The sequence below is a fragment of the Aeromicrobium duanguangcaii genome (genome assembly GCF_024508295.1).
Classification (GTDB): domain Bacteria; phylum Actinomycetota; class Actinomycetes; order Propionibacteriales; family Nocardioidaceae; genus Aeromicrobium; species Aeromicrobium duanguangcaii.
Map to the genome: position 1 here is coordinate 3,112,719 of NZ_CP101990.1, position 21,075 is coordinate 3,133,793.

The following is a 21,075-nucleotide window of genomic DNA, read 5'->3' on the forward strand; positions in this document are numbered from 1 at the left end:
TTCCCCCGTCGCCCACCCACACCACCCCGCCCCGGAGGGTCCCGTGTCTGAACCAGTCGTCAGCGTGCGAGGCGTCGAGCTCGCGTTCTCGGGGGTCAAGGCCCTCCAGGGCGTCGACTTCGACGTCTTCGACAACGAGCTGTTCGCCGTCATCGGCCCGAACGGCGCCGGCAAGACGTCCATCTTCAACGTCCTCTCGGGCGTCTACCGGCCCCAGCAGGGATCGGTCGAGTTCGCCGGCTCCGACATCCGCGGCATGCGCCCGCACCAGATCGCCAACCTCGGCATGGCTCGCACCTTCCAGAACATCGAGCTGTTCGAGAACCTCGACGTCGTCGACAACCTCATGCTCGGCCGGCACGCCCACCTGGGCTACGGCTGGGCCGCGGCGGTGGCGTGGTTCGGCAAGGCCAAGCGCGCCGAGGTCGCCAACCGACGGCGCGTCGAGGAGATCATCGACTTCCTCGAGATCGAGGGCTACCGCCAGCTGCCCGTGGGGATGCTGCCCTACGGCATCCAGAAGCGCATCGAGCTGGGCCGGGCCCTGGCGATGGAGCCCAAGCTGCTGCTGCTGGACGAGCCGGTCGCCGGCATGAACGGCGAGGAGACCGAGGACATGGCCCGGTTCATCCTCGACATCCGCAACGAGCTGCGGATCCCGATGATCCTCGTCGAGCACGACATGGGACTCGTCATGGACCTGGCCGACCGCGTCATGGCGATGGACTTCGGCAAGCCCGTCGCCACCGGGACGCCGCACGAGGTCCAGTCGCACCCCGACGTCATCCGGGCCTACCTCGGACCCGTCGACGAGGCCACGCTCGCCGAGGTGCAGGGAGAACTGGCATGACCACCGCGACGAACAGCCTGCCGCTGCGCATCCGCGAGCGCGCCCAGGACGCCCCCGACCGGGTGGCGATGCGCGAGAAGAACCTCGGCCTGTGGGAAGAGGTCACCTGGGCCGACTACTGGGAGCGGTCCGCCCTCGTCGGCCACGCCCTGCTGGCGCTGGGTGTCGAGCCCGGCGATCGCGTGGCCGTGCACAGCGAGAACCGCTGCGAGTGGCTCTACTCCGACATCGGCATCACCGCCGTCCGCGCGGGGACCGTCGGGCTCTACCCGACCAACCCGGCACCCGAGGTGCTGCACGTGCTGCGCGACTCCGGGTCGTGCGTCCTCATCGCCGAGGACCAGGAGCAGGTCGACAAGTACCTCGAGATCTCCGACGAGCTGCCCGACCTGCGCACCGTCGTCTACATCGACCCCCGCGGCATCCGGGGCCGGTACGACGACCCGCGGCTGATGGCCTGGGACGACTTCATCGCGCTCGGCGAGCAGCACCGCGCGGACCACCCCGACGCCGTCACCGAGCGGCTCGAGGCGGTCCAGCCCGACGACCTGGCCACCTTGGTCTACACGTCCGGCACGACCGGACCGCCCAAGGGCGCCATGCTGTCGATCTCGAACATCGAGTTCGTCATCGAGACGCTGCAGAGCGGCGGCGCGTTCGTGGATCCGCCGGCCGGCGACCGCGACCTCGTCGTGTCGTACCTGCCGCTGTGCCACGTGGCCGAGCGCGTCTTCACGACGTGGTTCAACGCCGCCGTCGGCTCGCAGGTCAACTTCGCCGAGTCGATCGAGACCGTGCAGCAGGCGCTGCGCGAGGTGCAGCCCACGCTGTTGTTCGGCGTGCCCCGCATCTGGGAGAAGATCGCCGCCGGCGTCCACATCCGCATGAGCGGCGCCTCGTGGTTCAAGCGCAAGAACTTCGACTTCTGGATGAAGCGTGCGGCGTGGATCGGCCGGACACTCGTGGCGAACCAGGGCAACCACACCCCCGCCACGCGGGCCGTCTACGCGCTGGGCTGGGTGTGCCTCTACCGGCCGCTGCGCGAGCGGCTCGGACTGGCGAAGGTCCGGTACGCCGCCTCGGGCGCGGCGCCGATCGCGCCGGAGGTGCTCGAGTTCTTCATGGGCATCGGCGTGCGCATGCACGAGGTCTACGGCATGACCGAGAACTCCGCGATCGCCACCGCGAACATGGCCGGCCGGGTCCGCGTCGGAACCGTCGGCGAGCCCCAGATCGGCACCGAGGTCCGGATCGACGACGAGACCGGCGAGATCCTCACCCGCCACCGCGGCACGTTCGCCGGCTACTGGAACAACCCCGAGGCGACGGCTCGCACGATCGACGCCGACGGCTGGCTGCACACCGGTGACGTCGGCGAGTGGATCGACGGCACGCACGTCAAGATCACGGATCGGATCAAGGACATCATCATCACCGCGGGCGGCAAGAACATCAGCCCCAGCGAGATCGAGAACAGCCTCAAGTCGTCCCCCTACATCAAGGAGGCGATCGTGATCGGCGACCGTCGCAAGTACCTGACGGCCCTGATCGGCATCGAGCTCGACACGGTCGGCAACTGGGCCCAGGAGCGCAAGCTCGGGTTCACCACCTACCGCGACCTGTCGGAGAAGACCGAGGTCATCGCGCTGGTGCAGACGATCGTCGACGAGACGAACCGCAAGTTCGCCAGCGTCGAGACGATCAAGCGCTTCGCGATGCTGCCCAAGGAGCTCGACCACGAGCAGGGCGAGTTGACGGCCACGCAGAAGATCAAGCGCTCGGCCATCAGCGAGCGGTTCGCCGAGGCCATCGAGGGCCTCTACTCCGACGCGGACCGCGTCGCCTCCAGCGAAGAGGTGAAGGCATGAGCGAGCGCCAGCGAGTGATCATCGAGACGGGAATGCCGACGCCTTCCTACCGTGGCTTCTTCCAGGAGGTGTCGGCATGACGACGTTCCTGCAGTCCGTCCTCAACGGGTTCGCCCAAGGATCGATCTACGCCCTGCTCGCGCTGGGCTACGTGATGATCTACAAGGCCACTCACGTCATCAGCTTCGCCCAGCCGGCGCTCATGGTCTGTGGCGGCCTCTTCGGCTACCACGCCACGAGCGAGTGGGGCCTGTCGTTCTGGCCCGCCCTGATCGTGGCGGTCCTGATGGGCGCGGTGCTGGGCATGCTCGTCGAGCGCCTGGCGCTGCGGCCCATGGTCGGCAAGCCGGTGTTCACCCTGGCGATCATCACGATCGGCGTCGACATCGTGCTGCGCATCCTGGCGAACCGGTACATGGGCCCGGACCCGCGCTCGGTGCCCTACCCCAGCGGCAGCCAGCGGCTGGAGTTCTGGGGCCTGTCCATCTCGCAGCAGCGGCTGGGACTCATCGTCGTCACCGCCGTGACCGTGGCCGCGCTGGCCCTGTTCTTCCGGTACGCCAAGACCGGCCTCGCCATGCGGGCCACCGCGCTGAACCAGGAGACGGCCCTGGCCCAGGGCATCCGGGTCGGCACGATGTTCGCGCTGGCCTGGGCGATCGCGGGCGGACTGGCCGCCATCGCCGGCACGTTCGTGGCCGCCACGGGCGCCGGCATGGAGCAGAACACGTGGATCATCGCGCTCAAGGCGCTGCCGGCGATCATCATCGGCGGCCTCGACAGCATCCCCGGCGCCGTGATCGGTGGCCTGGCGGTCGGCCTGGTCGAGTCGATCACCGCGGTCTTCCAGCCCGACGTCGCCCCGTGGCTGGGCAACAACTTCGCGCTGGTCGCGCCCTACGCCCTGATGTTCCTGGTGTTGCTGGTCAAACCGTATGGACTCTTCGGCACGAAGGAGGTGGAGCGGGTATGACGATGCTGCGCACCGCGCCCTCCACCCGAGGCAGGAAGTCGACCGGCGTCCGCGGCCGTCCCCTGCTGCGCACGAGCTACGAGCAGGACCTGACCCTGGCCAACACCGGGGCCAAGCGTCGCGGCGTCGTCGCCCTGGTCATCGCCTCGTTCGTCGTGCCGTTCCTGCTCGCCGACGACCTGCTGCAGGTGCTGGCGCTCGGCATGATCTCGGCCGTCGGCGCGATCGGCCTCAACCTGGTCACGGGCTATGCCGGGCAGGTCTCGCTCGGCCACGCCTTCTTCATCGGCGTGGGCGCCTACACCGGAGCCGTCCTCGGTGGCGATCCCGACGGCGCGATGCTCGGCTACGGGCTGCCGATGTGGATCTGGCTGCCGGCCGCCGGTGTCGTCGCCGCCGTCGCGGGCCTCATCGTCGGTCCCCTGGCGGTGCGGCTGCGCGGGCTCTACCTCGCGATCGTCACGCTCGGCCTGGTGTTCCTGGGCGACCACATCTTCCGCGAGGCCCGCGACATCACCGGCGGCCCCGGCGTGGGTCGCCGCGGCGCCGAGCTGGAGCTGTTCGGCATCGACTTCGCCTCCATCGAGCCGATCTCCGGACTGACCCGCGGCCAGGCGCAGTTCTTCCTGGCGCTGGTGTTCCTCATCATCTTCGCGATCCTGGGCCGCAACATCGCGCGCTCGGGAGTGGGCCGAGCGTTCGGCGCCGTGCGCGACCGCGACGTCGCGGCGGCGGTCATCGGCGTGGACCTGACCAAGTACAAGGTCATGGCGTTCGCGATGTCGTCGTTCTTCGCCGGCGTCACCGGCGCGCTCTACTACGCCGTGATCGGCGTCTTCGAGCCCGGCGCGTTCAGCCTGCTGCTCTCGATCCAGTACCTCGCGATGGTGCTGATCGGCGGCGTGGCCACGATCAGCGGCTCGATCATGGGCGCCCTGTTCATCGCGCTGCTGCCGCGGATCAGCCAGTTCATCGCGCACTACGTGCCCGACGGCCTGCTGACGGTGTTCCAGCTCGAGGCGATCCTCTACGGCCTGCTGATCATGGGCTTCCTGATCTTCGAGCCACGAGGACTGTTCGGGATCTGGACCCGGATCCGGAACTACTGGAAGGGCTGGCCCTTCTCCTACTAGACCCCGGCCGCGAGGCCGCTGGCGGTGCGACCGCACCGTCGAACCACCCCCCAGGAGGAAATGAAGATGAAGCAACACCGAAGGCTGACCCGCGTGGTCGCCGGTGCGGCGGTGGCGGCACTCGTGCTGACGGGCTGCCGCAGCGGCGGGGACGACGAAAGTAGCGCCGGACCGGGCATCACCGAAGAAGCCTGTCCCGATGCCGTGAATAAGGACAACGGCTGCATCTACCTCGGCGTGATCTCCGACCTCACCAAGGGCCCGTTCGCCCCGCTGGCCGTGCCGATCACGGACGCCCAGAAGGCGTTCTGGAAGAAGGTCAACGACGACGGCGGCGTGGGCGGCTACGACGTCAACATCGAGAAGTACATCGCCGACGCCGAGTACAACCCCGAGATCCACAACAAGAAGTACCAGGAGATGCGCAACGACATCCTGGCCCTGGGCCAGACGCTCGGCTCCTCGCAGACCCTGGCGATCCTGGAGGACATGAAGGCCGACAACGTCATCGGCGTCCCGGCCTCGTGGAACTCGGCATGGGACTTCGAGGACCAGATCATGCAGTCCGGCGCCAGCTACTGCTTCGAGGCCATGAACGGCGTCGACTGGGCGGTCCAGGAGCGCGGCGTCAAGGACAAGGTCCTGGCCATCCACTACCCGAACGACTACGGCGGAGACGCGGCCGCGGGCGTCGAGGCCGCCGCCAAGGCGAACAACCTCGATTTCACGTCCGTCGAGACCGCCACCGGCCAGGACAACCAGGCAGGCGCCGTCGCTGCGGTGCTGAAGCAGAAGCCCGACCTGCTCTACATCACGACCGGTCCGGCCGAGATGGCCACGATCCTGGGCGGCGCCGCGGCCCAGGGCTGGAAGGGCACCGTCGTCGGCTCCAGCCCGACGTGGAACCCTGCGCTGCTGAAGACCGAGGCCGCTCCGGCCCTCCAGGCGATGTACTTCCAGGCCGGCCCGTGGGGTCCCTGGGGCACTGACTCGCCCGGTCACGACGCCATGCGCAAGGCGCTCGCCGACGTGAAGTCGCCCAGCGACGGCTACACCGCCGGCTGGGTGTGGGAGTACCCGCTGCTGGCGGCCCTGAAGTCGGCGGCCGACATGGACGGCGGCGTCACGCGCGAGAACGTCGTCAAGGCGGCGTCCGAGCTCGAGAGCGTCGACTACGAGGGCATGCTGCCCGACGAGTCGTTCAACAAGAACGGCGAGCCGGAGAAGGTGGCGTGGCGCCAGAGCGTCATCTCGAAGGTCGACCCGAAGGCGCCCACCGGCGTTTCGATCACCAAGGAGATGGCGGCCGGTCCGACGGCCGAGGGCTTCGACTACAAGGAGCCCTGCTTCGCCCTGCAGGGCTGACGCAGGACAGCAGAAGGGGCCGGCCCACCAGGGCCGGCCCCTTTCGCGTGCCCGAGGCCGCTAGGCGACGGTCAGGGTCCGGTCGAGCGAGAGCTCGGCCAGGAACGGCTCGGCGTGACTGACGACGAGCAGGGCGCCGCGGTAGGACTCCAGCGCCTCGGTGAGGTGGGCGACGCTCGCCAGGTCGAGGTTGTTGGTCGGCTCGTCCAGCACCAGCGGGACCAGCTGGGCTCGCACCGTCCCAGCGATCGCCACGCGCCGGGGTCTGCGGCAGGTGGGCGAGCCGGCCGTGCACCTCGACGCCGCCAGTCGTGGGCACCAACTCGCCGATCGGCGGTCAGATGATGTTGAGCTCGGGACGACCGGCGTCCGCCGCGAAGCGCGAGGCGTGAAGGGGCGCGACGTCGACGAACGGCCGCTTGCCGAGGTGCAGATCGCGCATGACCTCGCCCACCGCAGGCCCCATGAGGAAGCCGTGCCCCGAGAACCCGGCGGCGTAGAGGAAGCCGTCGACCGTCTCGGACCGGCCGATCACCGCGTTGTGGTCCGGCGTCATCTCGTACAGGCCGGCCCAGCCGGTCCGGATCCCCACGTCGGCGAGGGAGGGGACGCGGCGCTGCATGCAGTCGGCGAGGTCGTCGAGCCACGCCGGATCGCGGTTCAGGTCGAAGCTGCGGGAGTCCGTCGACTCCGGCGCCCCCATCAGCAGGCCCGGCCCCTCGGCGTGGAAGTAGAAGCCCGTGGCGAAGTCGATCGTGAACGGCGTGTCCGGTCGCGCCTGCGGCACCGGCTCGGTGACGACGATCTGGCGGCGCAGCGGCTCGATGGGCAGGTCCTCGCCGACCCACCCCGCGATCTCGCGCGACCAGGCGCCGGCCGCGCAGACGACCGTGTCGGTGGCGATCGTGCCTCGCGACGTGTGCACCGCGGTGACGGCGCCGTCCTCGACCTCGATCCCGGTGGCCCGGGTGCCGGTGTGGAGCGTGGCGCCGGCGCGGCGGGCCGCACGGGCGTATCCCTGCACGACCGACTCCGGGGTGCAGTGGCCGTCCCGGGGCGAGAACAGACCGCCGACGAGACCTTCCGTGCTGATCAGCGGCGAGAGTCGCGCCGCCTCGGCGACGTCCACGGTGCGGGCCTGCAGTCCCAGGGCCGTCATGAGCTCGGCGTTGCGCTCGAACGCCTCCATCGTCGCGGCGTCCTGCGCCAGCAGCAGGTAGCCCACCTGGTGCAGGTCGATCTCGGTGTCGAACTCGGCGCCGAAGCGCTCGAACGTCTCGAGGCCGCGCTGGCCCAGCCGGATGTTGATCTCGTCGGAGAACAGCGCCCGCACCCCGCCGGCGGCCTTGCAGGTCGAACCCTCGCCCAGCGCGTCCCTCTCGACCAGCACGACGCGCTCGACGCCCGCGGCAGCCAGGTGGAAGGCCGTGCTCAGGCCCATGACCCCGCCCCCGACGACAACGACGTCGGCGTGGCGCGGCACGGCGATGGTGCCCATCTCGTCCTCCTGGCGCCGGTGCGGGATCGGGGCGCAGGTCCATCATCGGGCCGCTCACGCCGCGGGTCGAGGGTTTCGGGCCCACGGGCCGCCCCCTGGCGCCCGCCGCACGCGGCCGGCGTCGCCGCGGGGCCCGATAGACTCGACCCTCGTGGCCGAACTGACTCCGCACGAGAGAGCGCGACTCGACGAGTTGCGCCGCACCCACCCGGTGCTGACCGAGCTGGGTGCCCGTTTCACGGAGGCCGGACACGAGATCGCTCTCGTCGGCGGGCCCGTGCGCGACGCGCTGCTGGGCCGCGCCGTCACCGACCTGGACTTCACCACCTCGGCCACGCCCGACGAGATCGAGCAGGCGGTCAAGGGTTGGGCCGACGCCACCTGGGACGTCGGCCGCGCCTTCGGCACCATCGCGCTGCGCAAGGGCTCCGAGACGCTCGAGATCACCACCTACCGGGCCGACGAGTACGACCCCGACTCGCGCAAGCCCGTCGTCGCCTTCGGCACCAACCTCAACGACGACCTCGCGCGGCGCGACTTCACCGTGAACGCGATGGCCGTGCGGCTGCCCGACCTGGAGTTCGTCGACGTCCACGGCGGCATCGACGACCTCGCCGACCGCACGATCCGCACCCCGATCGGCCCTGCCATCTCGTTCGGCGACGACCCGCTGCGGATGATGCGCGCGGCCCGGTTCGTGGGTCAGCTCGGCTTCATCACCGCGCCCGACGTCGCCGTGGCGATGGCGGAGATGGCCGACCGCATCGAGATCGTCTCGGCCGAGCGGGTCCGCGACGAGCTCAACAAGCTGCTGCTCTCGGACCACCCCGTCGACGGCCTGCGCGTCCTGGTCGACACCGGTCTGGCCGAGCGCGTGCTGCCCGAGCTGCCGGCGCTGCAGCTCGAGCGCGACGAGCACCACCGGCACAAGGACGTCTACGAGCACTCGCTGACCGTGCTCGAGCAGGCGATCGACCTCGAGCACCGCCTCGACGAGCGTCCCGACCTGACGATCCGGCTGGCGGCGCTGCTGCACGACATCGGCAAGCCCCGCACCCGGCGGTTCCAGGACGACGGCACCGTCACGTTCCACCACCACGACGTCGTGGGCGCCAAGCTGGTGCGCAAGCGGATGCGCGCGCTGCGGTACTCCAACGACATCATCGACGACGTCGCGATGCTGGTCGAGCTGCACCTGCGCTTCCACGGCTACGGCACCGGCGAGTGGACCGACTCGGCGGTGCGACGCTACGTGCGCGACGCCGGCGACCAGCTCGAGCGGCTGCACATCCTGACCCGCGCCGACAGCACCACGCGCAACCAGCGCAAGGCGCTGCGGCTCCAGCGCACCTACGACGAGCTCGAGACGCGCATCTCGCAGCTCGCCGCCCAGGAGGAGTTGCAGTCCATCCGGCCCGACCTCGACGGCAACCGGATCATGGAGGTCCTGGACATCGGACCGGGCCGCGAGGTGGGCGAGGCGTACCGCTTCCTGCTCGACCTGCGCATGGACCGCGGACCACTGCCCGAGGAGCAGGCGATCGAGGCGTTGCGGTCCTGGTGGGCCGCCCGCTGAGTCGCCGGGCCCGGTTCCGCCACCGCGCCCACTACGATGACGTGGTGTCGATCCGCGCGTGGCTCATCGCCTTCGTGGTCGCGGTGTCGCTGCTGGTGGGTGCCCCGGCCTCCACTGCGACCGCCGACGAGGAGGGATCGCTGGCCGTCCGCATCGACGGACTGACCCCCTCGCGACTGTCCGCGGGCGCCACGATCCGGATGAGCGGCATCGTCCGCAACACCGGCGCCACGCCGTGGACCTCGGTGCAGGCGTACCTGGTGATCCCGCGCAGTCCGTTCGAGTCGCGTGACCAGATCGAGACCGCGATCGAGGACGGCCGCTCCTACACCGGTGAGCGCGTCGTCGATGCCGGCACGTTCGCCGAGGTCGGCGACCTCGCGCCGGGAGCATGGAAGCGCTTCGAGATCAAGGTCCCGGTGTCCCGGCTCGGTCTGACCGGCGCCGGTGGCGTGTACCCGGTCGGCGTCCAGGTCCTGGCCACGGACGAGCAGGGTCAACGGTCCAACGACGCAGTCGCCCGCGCCACGACCTTCCTGCCGTGGGTCCCCGATCCGGCCCAGCCCGTTCCGGCCGGACTCGTGTGGCCCTTCACCCCCACGTGGCGGCCTGCCGACACCGATCTCGAGCAGATCGCGATCTCGGCCGAGTCGGGCCAGCTGCGGCACTACCTGGACGCCGCCCGCGCGACGCCGCGTGAAGCCCGCACCATCGTGCTGGACCCCTCGCTGCTCGACGAGCTGGCGCGGGTGACCCGCCCCCAGAACCTGCCTGAGGGCGTCGACATCCCCGAGTCGCGCGCCGCCGCGGTCAAGACGTGGCTCTCGGACCTGCGCGCGCTCGTCCTGGACTCCACCACCTGGATCGTGGGCTATGCCCGCCCCGACGAGCTGGCGCTGAGCCGCTATCCCGAGAACGCCGAGCCGCTGTGGAAGCGGGTCGACGAAGCGACCTCGCAGTCCCTGGTCGACTACGCGCTGACCGGCTCGCGCGCCTCGTGGCCGACCATCTCCGGCACGACGCTGGGGATGCTCGAGGACATCCGCAGCCGCGGCGACGGCCCGGTCCTGGTGTCCCGCCAGAGCGTCCCGGACTGGGAGCCCCGGCTCGGATCGGTGGTCAAGCTCGAGACGCTCAACGGCCCGTTGCCGTTGCTGGTCAACGGCACGCTCCCCGACATCCCCGGGACCGAGACCCCCGTGACCCTGCGCCAGCGGGTGCTGTCCAACGCCGCCCTGGCGGCCCTCTCGCGCGAGACCGACCCGGCGGCGCGGTCTGACGCGCTGACCATCGTCGACCCCAACTGGGACCCCGGCGCCGACGGCGGGACGCTCATGAGCCAGGCGGTCACGCACAGCGGCAGTGGCGGTCTCACCCGCCCCGTGACGGCCACCGACCTGCTGCGCACAGCGCCGCTGTCGTACACCGGACAGGTCCCCGAGGAGGTCGACGCCGAGTCGTTGAGCGCCAGCGTGCTCGACCGCCTCGCGACCCTCTCGGACATCGCCGATCGCTACGACGAGGTCACGATCCCTGCCCAGCGGACCGACCAGGCGCGCGACATCGCGAGCCTGCTGTCGGTGCGGTGGCGGTCCGAGCCCGCCCTGCTGGACCGGGCGGTGCGGGGCGAGACCTCGAAGCTGGCGTCCGCCTTGGACGCGATCACGATCGACAGCCCGTCCACCATCACGCTCTCGAGCAGCCGGGGCGGCTTCCCGCTCACGATCTCCAACGCCACGAAGCAGCCCGTGCTGGTCGGGCTGGAGTTGACGGCGGACAACCCGTCCTTGGACCTCGACGACGTCGAGCCGGTCGAGATCGAGGCCGGCGAACGCCACACCTTCACCGTCGAGGTCGACCTCGAGGACCAGACCTCCAGCACGGTCACCGCCCGCCTGGCCACCGACTCGGGCGCCACGTTCGGCGATCCGGCGGTCTTCAACATCCGCTCGAGCAACGTCGGCCTGATCGTGTGGGTCGCGATGGCCGCCGCCGGCCTGCTGGTCGTGGCGACCTGGGCGCGGCGCTTCCTGGGCCGTCGCCGACGCCGCAACGAGGCGGCCGCCGTTCCGGCCACCCCCGAGGACGACGATGAGTGATCCGAACCTCGCGCGCTCCAGCGCGTGGATGGCGCTGGGGACGATCGTCTCGCGCGTGACCGGGCTGCTGCGCTCCCTCGTGCTGCTGGCCGTCATCGGCAGCGCCCTGAACGGCTCGATCTTCAACGTCTCGAACTCGATCCCGAACTCGCTCTACATCCTGGTCGCCGGCGGCATCTTCAACGTCGTCCTGGTCCCGCAACTGGTCCGCGCGATGAAGAACGACCCCGACGGCGGCGAGGCGTACGCGAACCGGATCGTCACCCTGGGCCTGATCGTCCTCGGCGTGGCGACGGTCGCGCTGATGATCGCCGTGCCGCTGCTGGTGCGGATGCTCTTCGGTCCCGAGTTGTTCACCGAAGGGCTCACCCGCCAGCGCGAGTCCGCGCAGCTGCTCATGGTGCTGTGCATGCCGCAGGTCTTCTTCTACGGCGCGTTCGTCCTGGTGGGGCAGATCCTCAACTCGCGCCAGCGGTTCGGTCCCATGATGTGGGCGCCGATCATCAACAACCTCGTGGCGCTCGGGGTGCTGGGGTCGTACGCCGTCGTGTTCGGCGTCGCCCGTCCCGGCGCCGACGACGGCTTCAGCTCCGGCGAGGCGCTGCTGCTGGGCCTGGGCTCCACCCTCGGCATCGCGGTGCAGGCCCTGGTCCTCATCCCGTTCCTGCGTCAGGTGGGCTTCCGGTATCGCCCGCGGTTCGACTTCCGCGGGGTCGGCCTGAGCCACACGTTCAAGCTCGGCGCGTGGACGCTCGCGTTCATCATCGTCAACCAGATCTCGTACTTCGTGATCGTGCGGCTGGCCTCCGGTGCCGACATCGAGGGGCGCAAGCTCGACGTCGACAGCGCCGGTTTCGCCGTCTACGACATCGGCTTCCTGATCAGCCAGGTGCCGCACGGTGTCATCACCGTGTCGCTGGCCACGGCGATCATCCCCACCCTCGCCGCCCGCGCGGCCGAGGGAGACTTCGCCCGGATGCGGCTGGAGCTGAGCCGCACGCTGCGTCTGGCGATGATGCTCATCGCCCCGATCGCCGTCGCCGTCGCATGCCTGGGCCTGCCCGTGGCCTCCGTGCTGACCGGCTTCGGCGCGGCGCGCGCCAACACCGGCGCGATCGGCACGACGATCTCGGCCTTCGCGCTCGCGCTGCTGATGTTCAGCCTGCACTACGTCGTGCTGCGCGGCTTCTACGCGCTCGAGGACACGCGCACCCCGTTCGTCATCCAGGCCGTGATCGCCGCGGGCAACATCGCCCTGGCGGTGGTGATGACCACCGGCGCCGCCCCGATCGAGGTCTCCACCCGGCTCGCGCTGGCGTACGGGCTGGCCTACACGCTCGGACTCGCCGTCTCCGCGACGGTCCTGTCCCGCCGGATCGGCACCCTGGCCGACCCCGAGACCGTCCGGTTCGTGGTGCGGCTGGCGCTCGTGTGCGCGTCCGCCGCCGCGGTCATGCTGGTGGGCCGCTGGGGCTGGGGCCGGTTCATCGACGCCGGGGCCCTGTCTCCGCTCTCGGCGATGGGCGAGCTGGTCGTCGTCGGGCTGCTGGGTGCGGCCACCACGGTCCTCGTGGCGCGACTGCTGCGGGTCGAGGAGCTGCGGTACGTGGTCACCAGCGTCCTGCGGCGCAACTGACCCGGGCCCGGCGTGGCCCCCGTACCATGAGGGGTGGCACGAACCGCCCGCCGCGTGCCGAGGAGGACTGAGGACCGATGAGTGACCGGAGACCCCACGTCTCCGGCGACGTACTCGCCTCGCGGTACGAACTCGCCGATCTGGTCAGTGAGAGCCTCGGTGCCTCGAACTGGCGCGCCGTCGACCGCATCCTGCACCGCAACGTCCGGGTCGAGATGCTCTCGGCCGACGATCCGCGCGGTGACAACTTCCTGCAGGCGGCCCGGCGCTCGACCAGCGTCACGGACCACCGGTTCCTGCGCGTCCTGGACCTGCTGCAGGAGGAGGACGGCGTCCACGTCGTCGTGCGCGAGTGGGCGAAGGCGACGCCCTTGAGCCGGGTCCTGGCCCAGTCCCCGCTGCCGAACCGGCGCGCTGCCACCGTCGTCGCCGAGGTGGCCGAGTCGCTGGCACACGCGCACGACCGCGGGCTGGTCCACCGCCGGCTGACCCCGCACCAGGTCCTGCTGAAGGAGTCGGGCGCCGTGCGCATCGTCGGCCTGGGCGTCGCCACCGCGCTCGCGCCCGTGGAGCACCAGGACTCCGCGGACGACATGGAGGCCTACCGGGCCGCGGACGTGAATGCGCTCGGCAAGCTGCTCTACGCCTGCCTGGTCAGCCGCTGGCCCGGCGGTCACGTCGACGGTCTGCGCGCGGCGCCCACCGTGCACGGCCATCTGCTGCGTCCGCGCCAGGTGCGCGCCGGCGTGCTGCGCGAGCTCGACGACATCTGCGACCGCATCCTCGAGCCGGGCCGGCACCCGCACGATGCCCTCACGACGGCCGAGGAGATCGCCCGGGTGCTCTACCAGGCTGCCGAGGGTGAGGAGGACCTGTTCGACGAGCCGCTCGGGTACGACGTGACGTCGCCCGACCTGCTGCGGATGGACCCCGTCGTCGAGCCGTCCGGGCCGCCCCCGGGCCTCGAGCCGCCGCGCCGCCGGCCCAAGGCCTTCGCTCCGAAGCCGCCCACCCGTCGCGAGCGCCTCGCGACGCGGATGCAGTCGATGACGCACGGCGACCGCGCCCTGATCCTGCTGGGACTGGTCACCGCGATCGTCCTGTCCGGCGTGTTGGCGTTCCTGGTCGGACGCGAGTCCGGACGTCAGGGTGACCCGTTCTCGCAGTCCGCGCCCGACGCCCCGGTCCGCGTCCTGCCCGTCGAGCGGGTCGTCGACTTCGACCCCCAGGGCGGCGACGGCGCCGAGAGCCCCGACCAGACCGGCGCCGCCATCGACGACGACCCCGCCACCGGGTGGCGCACCAGCACGTACTTCGGCCGGGCCGATCTCGGTGGTCTCAAGGACGGCGTGGGCGTCATCCTCGACCTCGGCGCCGTGCGTCAGGTCGAGCAGGTCCGGCTGCGCCTGGCCGGCACCCCGACCGACCTGTCGATCTTGACCGCGCCGGCGACCACCACGACCCTGCCTCGCTCGCTGGACGAGCTGCGCGAGGTGGCCACGCTCAACGGCGCGACCGAGGACCTCTCGGTCGCGCTGCCCCGTGACGCCCGCACCCGCTTCGTGGTGGTGTGGCTGCGTTCCCTGCCCCAGGTCGCACCCGGGGAGTTCCGCGGAGAGATCCGCAGCGTGATCGTGCGCGGCCGATGAGTGAGGCCACCGCGCGGGAACATCCAGCACCTAGAATCCGTTGCACCACGTGAACCCGATCGAAAGCGTTTCTCCATGACCGACGACGTCCGTAGTCTCATCATCATCGGCTCCGGCCCCTCCGGGTACACGGCTGCCATCTATGCCGCGCGAGCCAACCTCAACCCCCTCGTCTTCGAGGGTTCCGTGACCGCCGGTGGCGCTCTGATGAACACCACCGACGTCGAGAACTTCCCCGGCTTCCCCGACGGCATCATGGGCCCGGCCCTGATGGACAACCTGCGGGCCCAGGCCGAGCGGTTCGGCGCCGAGCTCGTCGCCGACGACGTCACGTCCTGCGACCTGACCGGCGACATCAAGACGGTGCAGCTGGCCGACGGCTCGACGTACCGCGCCCACGCGGTCGTCCTGGCCATGGGCTCGGGCTACCGCAAGCTCGGCATCGAGGGTGAGGACGCGCTGTCCGGTCACGGCGTCAGCTGGTGCGCCACGTGCGACGGCTTCTTCTTCCGCGGCAAGGACATCGCCGTCGTCGGCGGTGGCGACTCGGCCGTCGAAGAGGCGCTGTTCCTCACGCGCTTCGCCGACAAGGTCACGCTGATCCACCGCCGTGACGAGCTGCGCGCCAGCAAGATCATGGCCGAGCGCGCCATGGCCAACGACAAGCTCGATTTCGCGTGGAACAGCGCGGTGGACGAGATCCACGGCGAGGGCATCCTCGAGGGCGTCACGCTGCGCGACACCGTCACCGGCGAGGCCCGCCGGCTCGACATCAGCGGCCTGTTCATCGCCATCGGCCACGACCCGCGCTCCGAGCTGCTCGTCGGTCAGGTCGATCTGGACGACGAGGGCTACGTGCTCACGCAGCCGGGCTCGACCGCGACGAACCTGCGCGGCGTCTTCGCCGCCGGGGACCTGGTCGACCACACCTACCGCCAGGCGATCACCGCGGCCGGCACGGGCTGCCAGGCCGCCCTGGACGCCGAGCGCTTCCTGGCCGACATCGAGGCCGCCGGGTTCCCCGAGCCCGCGGTCGCCCTGACCGACTGACCACCCGCACCCACCCAAGGAGAAACATGGCTGACATCACCGCCGTCACCGACGCGGACTTCGAGTCCACCGTCCTCAAGGCCGAGGGACCTGTCCTCGTCGACTTCTGGGCCTCCTGGTGCGGCCCGTGCCGCCAGCTGGCCCCGATCCTCGAGGAGATCGCCGCCGAGAAGGAGGGCTCGCTGACCGTCGTCAAGATGGACGCCGACGCCAACCCCGTCACGCCGGCGCAGTACCGGGTCACCGGCCTGCCGACGATCAACCTCTACTACCAGGGCGAGCTCGTCCGCTCCATCGTGGGCGTTCGACCGAAGTCGGCGATCCTCACCGAGATCTCGGAGTTCGTCGCCTGACCTCTGCTGTAACCAACAAAGCCACTTGTCGACTTATCGACAAGTGGCTTTGTTGTTGAGTCGCTTAGTTGATTAGTCGACTTTCTGGCTGGAGTTCGGATCCATCAGCTCGACGATGCGCTCCAGGTCGCCGATCGTGGCGAACTCGACGACGATCTTGCCCTTGGACTTGCCGAAGTCGACCTTGACCCGCGTGTCGAACCGCTCCGACAGTCGATGCGCGAGCTCGCCGACCCGTGCCGAGGTGGGCCGCGTCGAGAGCTTGCGAGCCGAGGGGGTCGCGTCCTCGTCCCCGAAGCGGACGATCTCCTCGAGCTGACGCACCGAGATCCCCTCCGCGACGACACGGGAGGCCAGTCGGTCCTGCAGCTCCGGGTTCGGGACCGCGAGCAACGCCCGTGCGTGGCCTGCGGACAGGACGCCCGCCGCGACGCGGCGCTGGACCGCGGGAGGGAGCTTCAGGAGCCGGATCGTGTTGGTGATCTGCGGACGGGACCGGCCGATGCGCTCGGAGAGCTCTTCCTGCGTGCAGCCGAAGTCCTCCAGGAGCTGCTGGTACGCCGCCGCCTCTTCCAGCGGGTTGAGCTCGGACCGGTGCAGGTTCTCCAGCAGCGCGTCGCGCAGCAGGTCCTCGTCGGTCGTCTCGCGGATGACCGCGGTGATCGTCTCGAGGCCGGCCTTCTGGGTGGCGCGCCAGCGCCGCTCCCCCATGATCAGCTCGTAGCGATCCGGCCCGGTCTGCCGCACGACGATCGGCTGCAACAGGCCGATCTCCTTGATGGAGTGCACGAGCTCGTTCATGGCCTCCTCGTCGAACACCGTGCGCGGCTGGCGCGGGTTCGGCGAGATCTGACCCACGGGCAGCTCACGCAGCCGGGCGCCGGCGACCTCGGCCAGGCCGGACTCCTTGGCCTGGGCCGGCGAGGTGGGAATGAGGGCGGAGAGTCCGCGGCCGAGGCCGGGGCGGGGTGTGCTCATGACGATGCTCCTTCGTCGGCCGAGGCCGCGCCGCGTTGCGTGATCTCACGGGCCGCCTCCATGTAGGAGAGCGCGCCCGTCGAGTTCGGATCGTACGTGATGATCGTCTGCTGGTATCCCGGCGCCTCGCTGATCCGCACCGAGCGCGGGATCGCCGTGGACAGCACGCGATCTCCGAAGTGACCGCGCACCTCCGCGGCAACGCTCGAGCTCAGGTTCGTGCGGGCGTCGTGCATCGTCAGCAGGATCGTCGACACGTCGAGGTCCTGGTTGAGGTGCTGCTGCACCAGGCCGATGTTGCCGAGTAGCTGGCTCAGACCCTCCAGCGCGTAGTACTCGCACTGGATCGGGATCAACACCTCGCGCGCCGCCACCATCGCGTTGATGGTCAACAGCCCCAGCGACGGCGGGCAGTCGATGAAGACGTAGTCGACATCCGAGCCGGGGCCGGCCAGGTAGGTGTCGATCGCCGTACGGAGGCGGCGTTCGCGCTGCTCGAGCCCGACGAGCTCGATCTCGGCTCCGGCCAGGTCGATCGTGGCCGGAACGACGCGCAGTGCGGGGATGTCCGGGCTGTTCTGGACCGCGTCCTCGATCGGCAACTCGTCCAGCAGCACCTCGTACGTTCCCGGAGTGCCGGATGCGTGCGGGATCGCCGCTGCGGTCGAGGCGTTGCCCTGCGGATCGAGATCGATCAGCAGCACGGACAGTCCCTTGGCCGCCATCGCGGCAGCGAGGTTGACCGAGGTGGTCGTCTTGCCGACGCCACCCTTCTGGTTCGCCACGACGAACACCCGGGTGCGGGTCGGTCGCTCGTATCGGCCGCTACGGGCCAGGCGCTCCATGAGTTCGACGTGCTGGCTCGCTTGATCGGCGAGGGGCGTGGAGGCGGATGCCTCCACCGGCTCCTCTGCGAAGTCGGCGGCTGTCGGAATCGTCACTACGGCTCCCTGTCATGTTTCACGTGGAACGCCAGGGCATTCCACGGCATGTTTCACGTGGAACGTCAGTACGTTCCACGGATGCTCATCTGCGCTGGACTTCGACGACAGTCGTGGGGACCTCGAGTCCCCAGTCCTGTCCGTACGTCGCCACCACGATATCGCCGGCCTTCAGACGCTTGAGGGTGGCGCGCGCGGACTCGACCTCTTCTGCGGCGCTGCGTCCCTTGAGCGCGAGCAGCATTCCGCCCGGCTTCACCAGGGGCATGCACCAGCGGCCCAGCTTGTCGAGGGCCGCCACCGCACGGGCGGTGACGACGTCGTACTTCTCGGAAACCTCTTCGGCGCGCGCCCGCAGCACCGTCACGTTGTCCAGGCCCAACTCCGCGGAGGCTTCCTCGAGGAAGGTCGCTCGACGCAGGAGGGGTTCGATCAAGGTGACGTGCAGATCGGGGCGCGCGATGGCCCACACCAGGCCGGGGAGTCCGGCCCCGGCTCCGACATCCGCGACCGTGGCGTTCTCAGGAACGCGAACGACCGGGGCGGCGCAGTTCAGCAGATGGCGGTCCCACAGGCGGTCGACTTCGCGCGGACCGATCAGGCCGCGCTCGACACCGGCCGTAGCCAGGATCTCGGCATAGCGTTCGGCGAGCGGGAGGCGCTCGCCGAACGCTGCCGTTTCACGTGAAACAGTCACTCGGCCGGCAGTACGACGACGTGGCGAGTAGGCCCGGCGCCGTCCGACTCGCTACGGAGTCCCGCATCAGCGACCGCGTCGTGAATGACCTTGCGCTCGAAGGGGGACATGGGATCGAGGGGCAGCGGCTCCCCGTCAGCCTTGACCTGCTCGATCGCGTCCGCGGCCAGCTCGACGAGAGCGGCCTTGCGGGCGGCACGGTGTCCGTCGACGTCCAGCATCAGCCGGCTGCGGTCGCCGGTCTCGCGGTAGACCGCCAGGCGGGTCAGCTCCTGCAGCGCATCGAGCACCTCGCCATCGGGACCCACGAGGTGACTCAGGTTGCCGCCGATGATCTCGACCGCGGCACGATCACCGTCCACGTCGATGTCGATGTCGCCGTCGAGGTCAGCGATGTCGAGCAGCTCCTCGAGGAAGTCGGCCGCGATGTCGCCTTCGCGTTCCAGATCGCTGTCACTCATCGGGGTCCTCCTGCGCGGGCTTGTTCTGCTTCGGCTTCGGCTTGGCTTGCTTCGGCTGGGGGGAGCCGCTCTTGCGGCGCTGGTCGCGCGTCTTCTTCTTCGGCTGCTGGCGCTTGATGCGCTGAGCCTCGGTCTCGGTCTCGACCTGGATCGCGGGATCGGGCTGGACCGTCTTGCCCTTGGCCAGGTCGCGCTCCTGCTTGGCCTTGAAGGCGGGGGTGCCGGGCGCCGGGTTGTTGCGGATGACCCAGTACTGCTGGCCCGCCGTCCACAGGTTCGAGGTGGTCCAGTAGACCAGCACGCCGAGCGGGAACGCGACGCCAGACACGGCGAAGACAACGGGCAGGACGTAGAGGAGGATCTTCTGCTGCTGGGCGAACGGACCGTTCAACGCCTCGGCCGTCATGTTCTTGGTCATCAGTTGCTTCTGCGTGAAGAACTGCGTGCCACACATGGCCACGACCATGATCATCGCGATGATCTTGGTCTCGAGATGATCACTCGACATGAACGTGTCGGCGATGCGGCCGCCCAGCCACTCGGCGTTGGCCAGGGACTCGGCCTGCTCACCGGTCAGGAAGCCCTTCGCGCCGTCGGCGCCCTTGCGCGACGCCTGGTCAATCACGCGGAACAGGGCGAAGAAGATCGGCATCTGCAACAGCAGCGGCATGCACGAGGAGAAGGGGTTGGTGCCCGTCTCCTGGAACAGTTTCATCTGCTCCTGGGCGAAGCGCTCACGGTCGTGGCCGTACTTCTTGCGCAGCTCCTGCAACTGCGGCTGGATCAGCTGCATGTTGCGACTGGAGTTGATCTGCTTGACGAACAGCGGGATCAACATCGCACGGATCGTGAGCGTGAGGCCCACGATCGCCAGCGCCCAGGACCATCCGGCGTTCGGATCGAGGCCGATCTGCTCGAACAGCCAGTGCCACGCGAGCACGATGCCGGACGTGAAGTAGTACAGCGGCGTCATGATGGCGCCGCCGATGCTGCCTAGGAAGTCGAACATGCTTCTCCTCGTTCACGGCTGCCGGACGGCACGGGATCGTACCCGCCGGCGGCCCAGGGGTGGCACCGACCGAGGCGACGGATCGCGAGACAGCAACCCCGCAGGGCGCCGTGCGTCTCGACCGCTTCCAGGGCGTATGCCGAACAGCTCGGGTAGTAGCGGCACACCTGCCCGTACATCGGGCTGATGGCGAAGCGATAGGCCCGCAGCAAACTCGCCACGATCCAGCGCATCATCGTCGCACCCGCGACGCTGCCGTGTGCAGTGCTTGGTCCAATTGAGGTGCCAGGGCGGCCGCCTGACGAGAGGCCGCACCGGGAAGAGCTCGCACGACGACCTTCGATCCCGAGGGAACCGCGTCGATCCGGTCGCGCATGAGGTGTCGCAGGCGTCGCTTCACGAGGTTGCGTTCGTGGGCACGGCCCACCTTCTTGGACACGACGAAACCGACGGACGTGACGTCCGCCGGTTCGACAGGTCCACCCACGTGAACGACGAGGTCGGGTTGGACACCCTTGCCACCACGGCGCATCGCCTGGCGGAACTCCTCACCGTCGCGCATGCGGTGCACGCGCGCCAGCACGCGGAATCAGGCCGAGAGCTTGTCGCGACCCTTGCGGCGACGGGCCGCGAGGATCGAGCGACCGGCACGCGTGCGCATGCGGAGGCGGAAGCCGTGCTTCTTGGCGCGGCGACGGTTGTTCGGCTGGAAAGTGCGCTTGCTCACAGGAGGTCCTTCTTACGGATCGTGACCCAACGGGGAGGGGCCACCGCTCGCCCACGACCGGAACTGTTCATGGGCACGCGGCGGACGTCGTTCGAGACGACCCCTCAACGGTACGGGGGGCGGCCTGACGTGGTCAAACCGACCCAAAGTCGCAAGCCTTATCCTGAGTGCGGGGCAGGGTCCACACGACACGCCGAACGGCCTCCACAAAT

General features: G+C 69.7%; 21 protein-coding genes. 11 read left to right on the forward strand and 10 right to left on the reverse strand.

What is annotated here, in order from left to right:
• The first annotated feature begins 43 nt into the window (after positions 1-43).
• The 5 genes from NP095_RS15125 (at position 44) to NP095_RS15145 (ending at position 6,189) form a co-directional block, all read left to right on the forward strand.
• Positions 44-850, forward strand: a complete 807-nt coding sequence (locus NP095_RS15125; RefSeq protein ID WP_232418295.1) for an ABC transporter ATP-binding protein — start codon at positions 44-46, stop codon at positions 848-850.
• Entirely contained in the window at positions 847-2,718 is a 1,872-nt protein-coding gene (locus tag NP095_RS15130) for an AMP-dependent synthetase/ligase (protein WP_232418294.1), read from the forward strand. The genes NP095_RS15125 and NP095_RS15130 overlap by 4 nt, the downstream gene beginning before the upstream one ends.
• A gap of 76 nt (positions 2,719-2,794) precedes the next feature.
• A complete protein-coding gene (locus NP095_RS15135) occupies positions 2,795-3,691 on the forward strand; it encodes a branched-chain amino acid ABC transporter permease (RefSeq protein ID WP_232418293.1) in 897 nt (298 codons plus the stop codon).
• On the forward strand, positions 3,688-4,824 hold the full coding sequence (locus tag NP095_RS15140; RefSeq protein ID WP_232418292.1) for a branched-chain amino acid ABC transporter permease: 1,137 nt from the start codon (positions 3,688-3,690) through the stop codon (positions 4,822-4,824). Before NP095_RS15135 ends, NP095_RS15140 begins: the two co-directional genes overlap by 4 nt.
• A gap of 66 nt (positions 4,825-4,890) precedes the next feature.
• Positions 4,891-6,189, forward strand: coding sequence for an ABC transporter substrate-binding protein (locus NP095_RS15145; protein WP_232418291.1), 1,299 nt, complete (start codon positions 4,891-4,893; stop codon positions 6,187-6,189).
• A 60-nt stretch (positions 6,190-6,249) separates the two neighbouring features.
• Here the strand turns inward: NP095_RS15145 and NP095_RS15150 are convergent, their stop codons facing one another.
• Positions 6,250-6,444 carry a P-loop NTPase family protein gene (locus NP095_RS15150; RefSeq protein ID WP_232418583.1) on the reverse strand — a complete coding sequence of 65 codons (195 nt, stop codon included), beginning with the start codon at positions 6,442-6,444 and terminating at the stop codon, positions 6,250-6,252.
• 82 nt (positions 6,445-6,526) lie between these two features.
• Positions 6,527-7,687: an NAD(P)/FAD-dependent oxidoreductase gene (locus NP095_RS15155; RefSeq protein ID WP_232418289.1), complete on the reverse strand. Its 1,161-nt coding sequence runs from the start codon at positions 7,685-7,687 to the stop codon at positions 6,527-6,529.
• A gap of 151 nt (positions 7,688-7,838) precedes the next feature.
• Between NP095_RS15155 and NP095_RS15160 the strand changes: the two genes are divergently transcribed.
• The 6 genes from NP095_RS15160 to trxA all read left to right on the forward strand — a co-directional run bounded on the left by NP095_RS15160 (position 7,839) and on the right by trxA (position 16,050).
• Positions 7,839-9,263 (forward strand): CCA tRNA nucleotidyltransferase, encoded by a 1,425-nt coding sequence (locus NP095_RS15160; RefSeq protein WP_232418288.1) that lies wholly within the window; start codon positions 7,839-7,841, stop codon positions 9,261-9,263.
• 44 nt (positions 9,264-9,307) lie between these two features.
• Positions 9,308-11,362 carry a DUF6049 family protein gene (locus tag NP095_RS15165; RefSeq protein ID WP_232418287.1) on the forward strand — a complete coding sequence of 685 codons (2,055 nt, stop codon included), beginning with the start codon at positions 9,308-9,310 and terminating at the stop codon, positions 11,360-11,362.
• Positions 11,355-12,998 carry a murein biosynthesis integral membrane protein MurJ gene (gene murJ / locus NP095_RS15170; RefSeq protein ID WP_232418285.1) on the forward strand — a complete coding sequence of 548 codons (1,644 nt, stop codon included), beginning with the start codon at positions 11,355-11,357 and terminating at the stop codon, positions 12,996-12,998. The genes NP095_RS15165 and murJ overlap by 8 nt, the downstream gene beginning before the upstream one ends.
• A 77-nt stretch (positions 12,999-13,075) precedes the next feature.
• Positions 13,076-14,647 carry a protein kinase family protein gene (locus tag NP095_RS15175; RefSeq protein WP_232418284.1) on the forward strand — a complete coding sequence of 524 codons (1,572 nt, stop codon included), beginning with the start codon at positions 13,076-13,078 and terminating at the stop codon, positions 14,645-14,647.
• A gap of 75 nt (positions 14,648-14,722) precedes the next feature.
• Positions 14,723-15,697 carry a thioredoxin-disulfide reductase gene (trxB, locus tag NP095_RS15180; protein ID WP_232418283.1) on the forward strand — a complete coding sequence of 325 codons (975 nt, stop codon included), beginning with the start codon at positions 14,723-14,725 and terminating at the stop codon, positions 15,695-15,697.
• Positions 15,698-15,723: 26 nt separating this feature from the next.
• A complete protein-coding gene (gene trxA, locus NP095_RS15185; protein ID WP_232418282.1) occupies positions 15,724-16,050 on the forward strand; it encodes a thioredoxin in 327 nt (108 codons plus the stop codon).
• Between the two features lie 72 nt (positions 16,051-16,122).
• Here trxA and NP095_RS15190 read toward each other — a convergent pair whose 3' ends face one another.
• From NP095_RS15190 to rpmH, 8 genes are all read right to left on the reverse strand, one after another.
• Positions 16,123-17,028 carry a ParB/RepB/Spo0J family partition protein gene (locus tag NP095_RS15190; protein ID WP_232418281.1) on the reverse strand — a complete coding sequence of 302 codons (906 nt, stop codon included), beginning with the start codon at positions 17,026-17,028 and terminating at the stop codon, positions 16,123-16,125.
• A complete protein-coding gene (locus tag NP095_RS15195; protein ID WP_404801099.1) occupies positions 17,025-17,969 on the reverse strand; it encodes a ParA family protein in 945 nt (314 codons plus the stop codon). The genes NP095_RS15190 and NP095_RS15195 overlap by 4 nt, the downstream gene beginning before the upstream one ends.
• An 85-nt stretch (positions 17,970-18,054) precedes the next feature.
• A complete protein-coding gene (gene rsmG / locus NP095_RS15200) occupies positions 18,055-18,666 on the reverse strand; it encodes a 16S rRNA (guanine(527)-N(7))-methyltransferase RsmG (protein ID WP_232418280.1) in 612 nt (203 codons plus the stop codon).
• Positions 18,663-19,127 carry a Jag family protein gene (locus tag NP095_RS15205; RefSeq protein ID WP_232418279.1) on the reverse strand — a complete coding sequence of 155 codons (465 nt, stop codon included), beginning with the start codon at positions 19,125-19,127 and terminating at the stop codon, positions 18,663-18,665. The genes rsmG and NP095_RS15205 overlap by 4 nt, the downstream gene beginning before the upstream one ends.
• Positions 19,120-20,136: a membrane protein insertase YidC gene (gene yidC, locus NP095_RS15210; protein ID WP_232418278.1), complete on the reverse strand. Its 1,017-nt coding sequence runs from the start codon at positions 20,134-20,136 to the stop codon at positions 19,120-19,122. Before yidC ends, NP095_RS15205 begins: the two co-directional genes overlap by 8 nt.
• Entirely contained in the window at positions 20,121-20,372 is a 252-nt protein-coding gene (gene yidD, locus NP095_RS15215; RefSeq protein WP_306173267.1) for a membrane protein insertion efficiency factor YidD, read from the reverse strand. The genes yidC and yidD overlap by 16 nt, the downstream gene beginning before the upstream one ends.
• A complete protein-coding gene (gene rnpA / locus NP095_RS15220) occupies positions 20,369-20,719 on the reverse strand; it encodes a ribonuclease P protein component (protein ID WP_232418277.1) in 351 nt (116 codons plus the stop codon). Before rnpA ends, yidD begins: the two co-directional genes overlap by 4 nt.
• 6 nt (positions 20,720-20,725) lie before the next feature.
• Positions 20,726-20,863 (reverse strand): 50S ribosomal protein L34, encoded by a 138-nt coding sequence (gene rpmH / locus NP095_RS15225; protein ID WP_187411626.1) that lies wholly within the window; start codon positions 20,861-20,863, stop codon positions 20,726-20,728.
• Positions 20,864-21,075 lie beyond the last annotated feature (212 nt).